General features: G+C 70.9%; 10 protein-coding genes. 6 read left to right on the forward strand and 4 right to left on the reverse strand.

The features are described 5' to 3' along the window. Nucleotides 1–222 precede the first annotated feature (222 nt). The 3 genes from PK98_RS08030 (at nt 223) to PK98_RS08040 (ending at nt 3,976) form a co-directional block, all read left to right on the forward strand. Nucleotides 223–1,320: a branched-chain amino acid aminotransferase gene (locus PK98_RS08030; protein WP_039095611.1), complete on the forward strand. Its 1,098-nt coding sequence runs from the start codon at nt 223–225 to the stop codon at nt 1,318–1,320. A gap of 111 nt (nt 1,321–1,431) precedes the next feature. Further along, nucleotides 1,432–2,883: a CYTH and CHAD domain-containing protein gene (locus PK98_RS08035; protein WP_039095613.1), complete on the forward strand. Its 1,452-nt coding sequence runs from the start codon at nt 1,432–1,434 to the stop codon at nt 2,881–2,883. 25 nt (nt 2,884–2,908) lie between these two features. Then, nucleotides 2,909–3,976, forward strand: coding sequence for an alpha/beta hydrolase family protein (locus tag PK98_RS08040; RefSeq protein ID WP_039095615.1), 1,068 nt, complete (start codon nt 2,909–2,911; stop codon nt 3,974–3,976). Here the strand turns inward: PK98_RS08040 and PK98_RS08045 are convergent. Continuing rightward, nucleotides 3,973–5,244 (reverse strand): RsmB/NOP family class I SAM-dependent RNA methyltransferase, encoded by a 1,272-nt coding sequence (locus PK98_RS08045; RefSeq protein WP_052208203.1) that lies wholly within the window; start codon nt 5,242–5,244, stop codon nt 3,973–3,975. The genes PK98_RS08040 and PK98_RS08045 overlap by 4 nt on opposite strands. Before the next feature lie 53 nt (nt 5,245–5,297). Between PK98_RS08045 and PK98_RS16330 the strand changes: the two genes are divergently transcribed. Then, a complete protein-coding gene (locus PK98_RS16330) occupies nt 5,298–5,459 on the forward strand; it encodes a DUF1674 domain-containing protein (protein ID WP_081996084.1) in 162 nt (53 codons plus the stop codon). A 17-nt stretch (nt 5,460–5,476) separates the two neighbouring features. Here PK98_RS16330 and hemH read toward each other — a convergent pair whose 3' ends face one another. Genes hemH through PK98_RS08060 form a run of 3 tightly spaced genes read right to left on the reverse strand, consistent with a single transcriptional unit; the run spans nt 5,477 to nt 9,747 of the window. Then, nucleotides 5,477–6,499 (reverse strand): ferrochelatase, encoded by a 1,023-nt coding sequence (hemH, locus tag PK98_RS08050; RefSeq protein WP_039095617.1) that lies wholly within the window; start codon nt 6,497–6,499, stop codon nt 5,477–5,479. Then, on the reverse strand, nt 6,496–8,754 hold the full coding sequence (locus PK98_RS08055; protein WP_039095619.1) for a molybdopterin cofactor-binding domain-containing protein: 2,259 nt from the start codon (nt 8,752–8,754) through the stop codon (nt 6,496–6,498). The genes hemH and PK98_RS08055 overlap by 4 nt, the downstream gene beginning before the upstream one ends. Before the next feature lie 18 nt (nt 8,755–8,772). Beyond that, nucleotides 8,773–9,747, reverse strand: a complete 975-nt coding sequence (locus PK98_RS08060) for an Mrp/NBP35 family ATP-binding protein (protein ID WP_052208204.1) — start codon at nt 9,745–9,747, stop codon at nt 8,773–8,775. 134 nt (nt 9,748–9,881) lie between these two features. Between PK98_RS08060 and hflK the strand changes: the two genes are divergently transcribed. Both hflK and hflC read left to right on the forward strand, forming a co-directional pair. Next, nucleotides 9,882–11,033, forward strand: coding sequence for a protease modulator HflK (gene hflK / locus PK98_RS08065; protein WP_081996168.1), 1,152 nt, complete (start codon nt 9,882–9,884; stop codon nt 11,031–11,033). Further along, nucleotides 11,033–11,881, forward strand: coding sequence for a protease modulator HflC (hflC, locus tag PK98_RS08070; RefSeq protein ID WP_039095622.1), 849 nt, complete (start codon nt 11,033–11,035; stop codon nt 11,879–11,881). The genes hflK and hflC overlap by 1 nt, the downstream gene beginning before the upstream one ends. Nucleotides 11,882–11,917: the final 36 nt, after the last annotated feature.

Consider the following 11,917-nt stretch of genomic DNA (forward strand, 5'->3'; position numbering starts at 1 on the left):
AGAGGTCGGTTAAGTCCCGAGCGGAGCATTATCGGTAAGCTGATCTGTTACCGATAGAGGCTACGTGGGCGGCACTTCCGGCCGCTGACCATGTGAAGGGCGGTGTCGCGATCACGCGATGCCGTCCTTCTCATATGCGCGCCCCACATCCCGGCGCAATCGCCCGCCTCTTGCCTCCGTCCCGGCGCCGTCCTACCCGCATCGGTCAGGAGAAGATTGCACATGGCCGACGCACCCATCATCGATATCGCCCGCCTGCCCCACCCTGCCCCCGTGCCCGGCGCCACGCGCCAGCAGGCCATCGCGGATCCCGGGTTCGGCAAGGTGTTCACCGATCACATGCTGACGATTGAGTGGAGCGAGGATCGCGGCTGGCATGATGCGCAGCTCGGCCCCCGCCAGCCGATCCCGCTCGATCCCGCGGCATCGGTGCTGCATTATGCGCAGGAGATCTTCGAAGGGCTGAAAGCCTATCGCCTGGCCGATGGCAGCATGGCGCTGTTCCGCCCTGATCGGAACGCCCGCCGCTTCAACGAGTCCGCCCGGCGTCTGGCCATGCCGGAGCTGCCGGAGGCAGCCTTCGTGGAAGCGTGCCGCGCCCTGGCGTTGGCCGACCGGGACTGGTTCCCGCCGGTGGATGGCGGATCGCTGTACCTGCGCCCGTTCATGTTCGCGACCGAGGCATTCCTGGGCGTGCGTCCGGCCAAGCAGTACAAGTTCGTGGTGATCGCCAGCCCGGCGGGCAACTACTTCAAGAGCGGCGCGCCGGCGGTGTCGATCTGGGTCGCGGCCGACCATACCCGCGCGGCCCCCGGCGGCACCGGCGCAGCCAAGTGCGGCGGCAATTACGCCGCCAGCCTGGTGCCGCAGGCCGATGCCATCGCGCGCGGGCACGATCAGGTCGTGTTCCTGGACGCGGCGGAGCGCCGCTGGATCGAGGAACTGGGCGGCATGAACCTGTTCTTCGTGTTCGCGGACGGCACGCTGATCACCCCGCCTCTGACCGGCACGATCCTGCCCGGCATCACCCGCGACAGCCTGCTGCTGCTGGCCCGGGAGGAAGGGCTGACCATACGCGAGGAACGCTACGCCATCGACCAGTGGCGCGATGATGCGGAGAGCGGGCGGCTGGTGGAAACCTTTGCCTGCGGCACGGCGGCGGTGGTGACGCCGGTGGGTCGCGTGGCGGGGGAGGACGGCGCCTTCACCATCGGCAGCGGCGGCCCCGGCCAGACCACGCAGCGCCTGCGCGAACGGCTGGTCGCCATCCAGCGCGGCGCAGCGCCCGACCCGCATGGCTGGGTGATGCGGCTGGACTGACCCACGCGCCCTTGTCCCCCCGGCGGCAATTTCGCGGCATACCAAACAGGACCGTCACGCGTTGAGCCGGCGACCGCGAGGTTTGCTTCAGCAACGGAAGGGACGTTCGGCGTGCAGGAAGTGGAATTGAAGCTCGACCTGACCGCGGCCGCGGCGGATGCGCTGGAGGCGTCCGACATCCTGCCGGGCAAGGCGAAGGTCCGCCGGCTGCACGCCATCTATTTCGACACCCCCAAGCATGCGCTTGCCCGCGCCGGACTGTCCCTGCGCATCCGCGCGGCGGGCAAGGAGCGCATCCAGACGGTCAAGGCGGATGGTGCCGGCAGCGCCGGCCTGTTCCTCCGGTCGGAGTGGGAGATGCCGGTCGACGGCGACATCCCGGTGCTCGATGACAGCACCCCGGTGAAGGCGCTGCTGGGCGACCGCATCAAGGCGGTTGCGGCGCAATTCGAGGTTGCGGTCGAGCGTCGAATCTGGCTGCTGCAGCATGACGGCGCGGGGATCGAGGTAGTGCTGGATCGCGGAACGGTGCGCGCCGGCGGGCTGGAGGCGCCGATCTGCGAGATCGAGCTGGAGCTGAAGACTGGCGAGCCCGCCGCCCTGTTCGCGCTGGCCCGCGCGCTCGACAGCGCTGCGCCCATCCGTCTGGGCGTCCTCACCAAGGCGGAACGTGGCCACCATCTGTCGCAGCGTGCGCGCTCCGTGTTCAAGGCCGAGCCGGTCGTGCTCACCCGCGAGATGACGGCCGCACAGGCGTTCCAGCATGTCGCGCAGACCTGCCTGCGGCAGTTCCGGCGCAACGAGGCCGTGCTGTTCGGCGAGCGCAACCCGGAGGCGCTGCATCAGGCGCGCGTGGCGTTGCGCCGGCTGCGTTCGGCCTTCTCGATCTTCCGGCCGCTACACGCCGGCGACGAGAGCGCCCACGCCTTGCGCGAGGAGCTGCGCTGGCTGTCTGGCGAACTGGGCCGGGCGCGCGACCGCGACGTGCTGCTGGAGCGGGCGCCCGCCGGCAAGCTGCGGACCCGGATCAGGAAGGCGCGCGACGAGGCGTATGCTTCCGTGGAGGCGACGCTCGCATCCCCGCGGGTCCGCGCGCTGATGCTGGACCTGAGCGAATGGCTCGTCATCGGAGCGTGGCAGGGCGCGGCGGACAATCGCGCCGGGGAGCCGGCATTGGACTTTGCGACAGCAGCGCTGGATCGCTTCCGGCGGCGGGTGAAGAAGGGCGGCCGCGATCTGGAGGCGGTCGATGACGAGACCCGGCACGAGGTCCGCAAGGATGCCAAGAAGCTGCGCTATGCCAGCGAGTTCTTTGCTGCCCTGTTCGATGGCAAGAAGCAGCGGCGCCGCCATAAGCGGTTCGTCGGCGCGCTGGAGGATCTGCAGGACCAGCTCGGCGCGCTGAACGATCTTGCCACGGCGCCGGAGGTGATCCGCGAGCTGGGCCTGGAAGGCCAGGCGGGCACCGACGCATTGCTGGCGGGCGGTCGCAGGAAGTCGCTGATCGCCGACGCGGTGGAGGCCCATGACGCGCTGGCCGACGCGAAACGCTTCTGGCGCTGACGCCATTCCTGCGGAGGATGAACCGATGCACCGTGCACTACAGATCGCCTTTGCCGCTGCCGCGTCTGCCCTGGCGCCGGCAGCAGGCGCACAGGAGGCACCGTCAACACCCTGGATGGTGCCGACCGACAATCCTGTCGAGGAGCGGCGGATCGTCTTCGAGAACGCCGGTGCGCAGCTTGAAGGCACACTGTTCCTGCCTGCCGGCACTACGCCACGCGCCGCGTTGATCGCGCTGCATGGCGCGCAGGCGCCACTGCGTACCGCACCCTTGTACCGGCACCTGACGCAGATCATGCCCCGGCTGGGGATCGCCGTCCTGCTGTACGACCGGCGCGGGTCCGGTGCATCGGACAGCGGCGGAACGGCTCCGGGCAATTTCGACCTGCTGGCCCAGGATGCCGTCGCAGCCCTTGCCCGGCTGCGTCAGGAGCCGGAGATCGACCCGGCCCGGATCGGCTTCTGGGGCCTGTCGCAAGGGGGCTGGCTGACGCTGCTGGCTGCACAGAAGGCGCCCCAGGCCGCGTTTGCCGTCGCCGTATCCGGCCCGATCTCCGCAGCCGACGTCCAGATGAACTTCGCCGTGGAAAATATCCTGCGTGTTCAGGGACGACCGCAGGCGGTGATCGACCGGGCCATCGCGGCGCGGGTCGCGGTGGACGAATATGTCCGCGGCCGGCGTTCCCGCGCCGAGGCCGAGGCTGCCGAGGCCGGCATCCGCCAGGAGGCATGGTACGGGGACACCTGGATCCGGGGCAATATCGACGATCCCGAATGGAAGCAGCAGATCAGCAATGATCCGCTGGCCGCCCTGGCGGGCTCTCGCGTCCCCACCCTGATCCTGTTCGGACAGGGCGATCCGTGGGTGCCGGTCGGCGCCTCGCTTGCCGCGCTGCAGGCGCGCGCCGCCGACTTCCCGCAGGCAAGCTGGCAGGTGATCGATGGTGCCGATCACGCGATGATGCTGGGCGTGCCGCCCGAGCAGCAGATGGACACCGCGTTCGCCACGGCAGCCGAGCCGGATGCGCCCGCCTATTTCGCGCTGCTCGGCGCCTGGCTGGCACGCACGCTCGACCCGGACATGGCGCCTTAGGGCGCGCTCCAGCGGGCGATGAAGAAGCCGTCCATGCCGCCATGTTCGGCCAGCAGCGCCGGGTGCGTGCGGACCCACCCCTCGGCGGTCGGGGTCACGCCGGCGATCAGTTCCTCCGCGCCCACCGGCCGAGGCGGCAGCGTCACACGCGGGGCCTGCGCCTCGCCCTCCTCCCGCTCCAGCGAGCAGACGGCGTAGACCAGCGTGCCGCCCGGCTTCAGCCAGCCGGTCGCGCGATCCAGCAGCCTGGCCTGCAGGTCGACCATGCCCTCGATCTGTGCGGGACTGATCCGGTGCAGTACGTCCGGGTGGCGGCGGGCGGTACCGGTCGCCGTGCAGGGTGCGTCCAGCAGGATGGCGTCGAACGGCTCCTCCGGCTCCCACTCCAGCGCATTGGCGACCACGATCTTCGCCCACATGTCCAGCCGCTTGCAATTGTCGCCCAGCAGGCCGAGCCGGCGACGGCTGGCATCGAGCGCGGTCACCTCCCACCCGGCGGCCAGCAGCTGCAGCGTCTTGCCGCCGGGCGCGGCGCAGAGGTCCAGCGCGCGCCGGCCGTGGCCTGCCCCCATCAGGCGCACCGGCAATGATGCGGCCAGATCCTGCACCCACCAGGCCCCTTCGGCAAAGCCGGGCAGCGCCTCGATCGCGCCGCCGCGGGCCAGGCGCACATGGCCCGGCGCCAGGCTGATGCCCCCCAGCCGCTCCGCCCATTCGGCGGTGGCGGCGGGATCGCGCAGGCTCAGATCCAGCGGTGGCGGCTCCGCCAGGCCGGCGGCGATTGCCGCGGCGCGGGTACCCCAGCGGGTCGCGACCAGCGGCGGCAGCGTCGGCACGTCGGGCAGCGTCACCCCTTGCCGCACCAGCGCGCCGAACACGCCATGCGCCAGCCGGCGCGGGCCCCCGGCCAGCAGGTCCAGCCCGGTGGCGATCACCGCATGCGGCGGGGTGTTGAGGCGCAGCCATTGCGCCAGCATCAGGCGCAGCACGCCGCGCACCTTGGTGTCGTCAGCCAGCCGCTGCCTGGTGGCGCTGTCGATCAGCGCGTCGAGATCCACCAGCCAGCGCAGGGTCTCGCCCGTGATGGCGCGTGCCAGCGCGCGATCGGCCGGCGCCTGTACGCCGCGCAGGGCGCCCGCCTCCGCCTGGTCCAGCGTCTCGCCCCGGCGCAGCACCGCATCCAGCAGCTTCAGGGCGGCCCGCCGCGCGGGCAGGCCGGCGGGGGTCGGAGCGGGTGCGGGCGTATTGTTCGTGCGTGGTGCAGGCATGGCACCCCCTAGAAGCCCTTGCGTCGCAGCGCCAGCCGTCCCAGATATCGGGAATGACAGAGCGTGCCACCAAGCGCCCGGAGGGGTTCGCCAAGCCGACCTACTGGAGCAACGCCCCGGCGCCTGCCCCGCAGCCGGGCGTCCAGCATGACGAGCTCAGCCCCACCCGCTATGGCGACTGGGTGAAGGACGGGATCGCGATCGACTTCTCCTGACTGCCTCGTAAGGCCCGTCAGACCCAGCCGGACAGTTCGCGGCGGATCAGGGCTTCCAGCATGGCCATGCCGTCGGCACTGGCGTTCAGGCAGTCGAGCGTGTGGAACTTCTCTCCGCCGGCACCGATGAACTGCTCCCGCCCGCGGATCGCCAGTTCCTCCAGCGTTTCCAGGCAATCTGCGGCGAAGCCCGGCGCGGCGATCGCCAGCCGCCTGGTGCCGGCCTGCGCCTCCGCCACCAGCATCTCGTCCGTCGCCGGGCCCAGCCATTTGGCCGGGCCGAAGCGGGACTGAAAGGCGGTGACGCAGCGCAAGGCGGGCCGTGCCAGTGCCGCTTCCAGCAGGCGGGCAGTCTTGCGGCAGTGGCAATGATACGGGTCGCCCAGTTCCAGCGTGCGCTTCGGCATGCCGTGGAAGCTCAGCAGCAGGACCTCGGGCACAAAATCCAGCGCGTCGATCTGCCGTCCCAGATCCCGTGCCAGCGCGTCGATATACAGCGGGTCATCGTGGTACGGCGGCAGGGTGCGCAGCGACGGTTGCCAACGCATCGTCCGCAGCTTGTCCGCAGCCTTATCCACAACCGTGGCGGTCGTGGCGGCGCAATATTGCGGGTAGAGCGGCGCCAGCAGGATGCGCTCGCATCCCCCGTCCATCAGCCGTTGCAGCTCCGCCCCGATTTCCGGCCGTCCGTAGCGCATCGCCCAGGCGACCTGCACCCCGTTGCCGAGCGCCGCCTGCAAGCCGGTGGCCTGCTGCGCAGTGATCGCCGCCAGCGGGGATCCCGCCTCCGTCCATACCTGCTGGTAGGCATGGGCGCTCTTCTTCGGGCGCGTGTTCAGGATGATGCCGCGCAGGATCGGCTGCCAGGCGATCGCCGGGATTTCCACCACGCGCCGGTCTGACAGGAACTCCGCCAGGTAGGTCCGCACGGCCTTGGCATCGGGCGCATCGGGCGTGCCCAGGTTGACCAGCAGCACCCCCACCTTCCCGCTGGTGACAGGGGCATGATCGGCCGGCAGGCGCTGGATCTGATGTGTCATGCCGGGGCTGATAGCAGCGGAAGCGCGCGCAGGCGACGCCCGCTGGCGGCGAACAGCGCATTGGCGATGGCCGGCGCAACCGGTGCCAGCGGCAGCTCGCCCGGATCGAAGGGCGGGCCGGTGCTTTCGATCAGGTCGATGCCGATCTGCGGGCAATCGGCCAGCCGCGGCAGGTCCAGGTCCCGCAACCGTGCCTGCCGCACGACCCCGTCCTGATATTCCAGCCCGGAGCCGAGCGCGAGGCCGAGGCCATAGAGCAGGCCGCCCTCGATCTGCTGCAGGGCAATGTCGCGGTTGATCACGCGGCCGATCTCCACCGACGCGGCCAGCCGGGTCACCCGCACCGGCCCTGCCCCGGGCTCCACCGTTGCCACCAGCGCGATGCGCCCGCTGGCGGGGCCAAGCTGCATGCGATGGCAGGCGAGACCCTGCCGGCTGCCCGGCGCGCCGCCATCCCAGCTGGCGAACCGGCCGACGCGCTGGAGGCACAGGGCCAGACGCGGATCGTCACCCAGCAGCGCGATACGGAACGAGAGCGGCTCCCGCCCGGCGGCGCGGGCCAGCTCGTCGGTGAAGCTTTCGACCGCGAAGCAGGTGATGCCATGGGCATTGCCGCGCAGCCGCCCGGCGGGCAGCGGCAGCGTGACGGGCACATGGTCGACGCTGGCATGGGCAGCGCGATAGGGTGGCAGCAGCCCCTCGCAGGCGAGCGGGTCGGCACGATCCGCCACCGCCTCCCGCGCTGACCAGCTGGTGCGGTTGCCCAGCAGCCGTTCGCCGAACTCCAGCGCGGCGGGCGGCGTGGCGATGCGCGCGGCGAAGCCGGCCAGGCTGCCATCCGCGGCCAGATGCGCGGCGATCGTGATGGCGGCGGGCGGACGCGGGCGGAGGCGCAGCTGTTCCTGCCACCGGCTCCAGGTCAGCTGCACCGGACGGCCGACCTCCCGCGCGATCAGCGCGGCCTCGATCGCATGCTCATGCTCCAGCCGCCGGTCGAAGCTGCCGCCGGCCGGCATGGGGTAGAGGACCGTGTGGCGCAGCGGCACATCCAGCGCCCGCGCCACGGCAATGCGGGCCTGTTCGGGCGCCTGCGTTGCCAGCCACAGTTCCAGCCGCCCACCGGCGAGCCGCGCGGTGCAGCTGGCGGTTTCCACGCTGCCATGCGCGGCGGGCGCGATGTCGTAGCGCTGCGTCAGGGTCGGGCGACCGGCGGGCCCTTCCTCGGCGCCGGCGCTGGCGACCCGTTGCGCCTCGCCCCGCGCCAGTGCGGCATCGAGCGCCTCCGTCATCCGTGCGGACTGCACGGGATCGTAGGACCGGAAATGGGGCGCCATGACGGTCAGGGCCTGCTCGGCGCTCCACCAGTCGGTCGCCACCGCCGCCAGCCAGCGCTTGCCCGCCACCACGCCGACCAGCCCGGATACCTGCGCTGCCGCGGCCCGGTCGAAGGTGCCCAGCTCCGCCCGGTCCAGCGGGCCGTGGCGGATCGCGGCGTGCACCATTCCGGGCAGGCGCACGTCGCCCGCGAACAGCCAGCTGCCATCCACCTTCGCCGGCGCGTCGAGCCGTGGGAAGGCCGATGGCTCGCCCGCCAGCGTCGGATCGGTGGGCGGCTCCGTGCGCAAGGGCGGCGGATCGGGTGCGTCCAGCCGGGCGGCGTCTTCCGCCAGCGCGCCGAAACCGGCCCGGCGATCCTCGTGCGTCACGAAGCCGTCGCCAACCTCGCATTCCTCCCACCGGACATCCCACTGCGCCGCCGCGGCCATGCACAGCATCGCGCGTGCCGCAGCGGCGGCCTCCCGGCAGGGCCCTTCGTAGGCTGCGAGCGAGGTGCCCTCCGCCGTGGCGGTGAAAGTGTGCGTGCGCGCCCAGCGCCGCAGCAGCGCATCGCCCGGCGCGTCGGCCAGTTCCGGCACCAGCGGCGCCCGCAAGGGGGTCCAGCGCGCGGCCAATGGCAGGTTGGCGAAGGCGGCGCTGACCGGCGCGGGCTCGACCGCCACCTGGCGCCAGTCCGCCCCCAGTTCCTGCGCGGCGATCTGCGCCAGCAGGGTGGTGATGCCCTGCCCCATTTCCAGCTGCGGCACGGCCACCGTGACCACGCCCTGCCGGTCGATCTTCAGCCACGCGCCGAACTGCGCCTCGGCCGCTGTCGGCGCCAGCGGGGGCAGGTGGTCGCGTTCCAGCAGCTGCCAGGCAACCAGCAGCCCACCGCCGGCCGCCGCGCCGCCGATCAGCCGGCGCCGGGTCAGTTGCATGGGGTCAGCTGCATCCGGTCAGCCCCGCATCCATTCCGCCAGCCGCAGCGCGACCGCGCGGAACGCATCGCCTTGCGGCCCGTCCGTGGCGGCCGGCGGCTGGCCGGCATCGCTGGCCACGCGGATCTCCATCGCCAGCGGCACCCGGCCCAGGAACGGCAGGTCCAGCTTGGCGGCGGTCGCCTCCGCCCCGCCGCGGCCGAACGGGTCCGATATCTCGCCGCAATGCGGGCAGACATAGCCGGCCATGTTCTCCACCATGCCGGCCACCGGCACGCCCACCGTGCGGAACAGGTCCAGCGCGCGGGTGGCATCGATCAGCGCCAGGTCCTGCGGGGTGGACACGATCACGGCGGCGGACGGGCGGAACTTCTGCAGCATGGTCAGCTGCACGTCGCCCGTGCCCGGCGGAAGGTCGACCAGCAGCACCTCGGTATCACCCCAGGCCGCGTCCATCATCTGCGCCAGCGCGTTACCGACCATCGGCCCGCGCCAGGCGATCGCCTTGCCCGGTTCGATCAACTGGCCCATGCTCAGCATCTTCAGGCCCCAGGCGCAGTCGACCGGGTTCAGCTGCTGCCCGGTGGCGGTCGGCTTCGTCCCTTCGGCATGGAGCAGCGTGGGCTGCGAGGGGCCGTAGATGTCGGCATCCACCACCCCGACCTTCAGCCCCAGGCGGGACAGTGCAACCGCCAGGTTCGCGGTCAGCGTGGACTTGCCCACGCCGCCCTTGCCCGAGCCGACCACGATGATCTGCCGTTCCACCCGGTCGGCCATCAGCGCCACGCGCACCTCGCTGACATCGGGCACCGCGCCCACGGCCTGCTCCAGCGCGGCCTGCAGCTTGCCCGCCGCGCCGCGTTCCAGCCCGGCGGCGTCCACGATCAGCGTCACCACGCCATCAGCCAGGCGCAGGGTGCGGATACGGCCCTGCGCTTCGGCAGGCAGCGCGCGGGCGATCGGGTGGTCGGAGCGGGGGTCGATGGGGGTCATGAGGGCGCTGCTAGCGCGTCCGGCGCGGGCCTGCAGCGAAAATGCACGGGCGCGCCCCTGTTTTTTGCCGCCCTGCTAGCTATAAAAGTCCCATGACGAACAGAAGTGGTTGGTTGGGCAGGTGGACGCTGGCGATGGCAGGCAAGCGCAGCCCGTGGGGTGGCGGCGCGCCTGAAGACGGGCCGGCCACGCCGCCCAGCGGGGAGGAACCGCCTGCGCGCGGGCCGCGCAACCCCTGGTTGCCCGATGGCAGCGGTGATGGCGAGAAGCCGCCGCGCCGGTCGGCCGGCATCGAGGACATCTTCCGCAATCGTGGCCCCGAAGGTCCGCGGCGGCGCACCGGTGGCCCGGGCGGCCCCGGCGGCCCGAACTTCCAGATGCCGCGCCGCGCCAATGGCGGCAGCTGGGTCCCCATCATCGGCGGCACGCTGATCGCGGTGCTGCTGCTGGCGACCGCCGTCCATCAGGTCGGGCCCAAGGAACAGGGCATCGTGTCCACCTTCGGCAAGTACAGCCACACGCTGAACCCCGGCCTCAACATGACGCTGCCCTGGCCGCTGCAGAATGTGGAGGTGACGGACGTGACCTCCATCCAGTCCGAGACAATGCCCACCGGCAATGCGGAGCAGCTGATCCTGACGGGGGACCAGAACCTGGTCGACCTGTCCTACCTGATCCGCTGGAACATCAAGGACCTGCGCCTGTTCCGCTACCAGTTGGCCGAACCGCAGGAGACCCTGCGCGAGGTAGCCGAGGCCGCGATGCGCGCGTCCGTGGCAGAGCAGACCTTCGACAGCGTCGTGTCCGGCGCCGGCCGTGCCACGGTGGAAGAGCGGGTGCGCACGCGCATGCAGGCCGTGCTGGATGCCTACCGTTCCGGCATCGCCATCCAGGGTGTCGATATCGGCCGGACCGAGCCGCCCGAGCAGGTGGTCGAGGCGTTCAAGGACGTATCCGCCGCGCAGCAGGATGCGGATGCGGACATCAACCGTGCCGAGGCCTATTCGCAGCAACTGCTGGCCCGGGCGCAGGGTGACGCGGCCGAGTTCAACAACATCTACGAGGAATATCGCCAGGCGCCCGAGGTGACGCGCCGGCGGTTGTATTACGAGACCATGGAAAGCGTGCTGGCCAAGACCAACAAGACCATCGTCGAGACGGACGGCGTGACGCCGTACCTCGCGCTGCCCGAACTGCAGCGGCGGTCCTCGCCGCAGCCGGCACAGACCCCGTCGACCCAGGTGCCCGATGCGGCGCCGACCCGCGCACGGGCAGGAGCACGCTGATGGACCAGGTCTGGAACCGCTACAGGTTCGCCATCATCGCGGCGGCCGCCCTGCTGGTTGCGGCGCTGGCCAGCATCATCATCGTGCCCGAGACGCAGCAGGTGGTGGTGATCCGGACGGGTGAGCCGGTACGCGTGGTGAATCGCTACCGCCCGAACGTGCCGTTCGGCGAGACGGGCGCCGGTATCTCCATGCGCATCCCGGTGCTGGAAACGGTGCAATATGTCGACAAGCGCGTGCTCGACCTCGACATGGAGCGGCAGCAGGTACTCTCCAGCGACCAGCAGCGGTTGCAGGTGGACGCCTATGCCCGGTTCCGGATCATCGATCCCATCGCCATGGTCGAGAATGCGGGCACGGAGGAGAACCTGCGCACGCAGCTGGCGCCGATCCTCACCTCCGTGCTGCGGCAGGAACTGGGGCGGCGCAGTTTCGCCAACCTGCTGACGGCTGAGCGCGGCGATGCGATGAGCAACATCCGCACCCAGCTGGACCGGCAGGCCCGGCAATATGGCGCGCAGGTGATCGACGTGCGGATCAAGCGGGCCGACCTGCCCGATGGCACGCCGCTGCAAGCCGCCTTCACCCGCATGGAAACCGATCGCGAGCAGGAAGCCGCATCGATCCGGGCGGCCGGCCAGCGCGACGCGCAGATCATCCGGGCAGAAGCAGAGGCACAGGCGGCGAACACCTATGCCAGCGCCTACGGCAAGGATCCGGATTTCTACGACTTCTACCGCGCCATGCAGTCCTACCGCCGCACCTTTGAAATGGGCGAGGGAGAGAGCAACATCATCCTGTCGCCCGAGAATGATTACCTGCGTCAGTTCCGTGGCGGGAACCGATAGGGGCGTTCAAACGCAGTTCAGTGCCGCGGCGGCTAT

This window comes from Croceibacterium mercuriale (assembly GCF_000802385.1).
GTDB lineage: Bacteria > Pseudomonadota > Alphaproteobacteria > Sphingomonadales > Sphingomonadaceae > Croceibacterium > Croceibacterium mercuriale.

Coding starts and splice junctions, on each gene's coding strand:
- PK98_RS08030 (WP_039095611.1), top strand. CDS start 223: ATGGCCGACGCACCCATCATCGATATCGCCCGCCTGCCCCACCCTGCC.
- PK98_RS08040 (WP_039095615.1), top strand. CDS start 2,909: ATGCACCGTGCACTACAGATCGCCTTTGCCGCTGCCGCGTCTGCCCTG.
- PK98_RS08045 (WP_052208203.1), bottom strand. CDS start 5,244: ATGCCTGCACCACGCACGAACAATACGCCCGCACCCGCTCCGACCCCC.
- PK98_RS16330 (WP_081996084.1), top strand. CDS start 5,298: ATGACAGAGCGTGCCACCAAGCGCCCGGAGGGGTTCGCCAAGCCGACC.
- hemH (WP_039095617.1), bottom strand. CDS start 6,499: ATGACACATCAGATCCAGCGCCTGCCGGCCGATCATGCCCCTGTCACC.
- PK98_RS08055 (WP_039095619.1), bottom strand. CDS start 8,754: ATGCAACTGACCCGGCGCCGGCTGATCGGCGGCGCGGCGGCCGGCGGT.
- PK98_RS08060 (WP_052208204.1), bottom strand. CDS start 9,747: ATGACCCCCATCGACCCCCGCTCCGACCACCCGATCGCCCGCGCGCTG.
- hflK (WP_081996168.1), top strand. CDS start 9,882: ATGGCAGGCAAGCGCAGCCCGTGGGGTGGCGGCGCGCCTGAAGACGGG.
- hflC (WP_039095622.1), top strand. CDS start 11,033: ATGGACCAGGTCTGGAACCGCTACAGGTTCGCCATCATCGCGGCGGCC.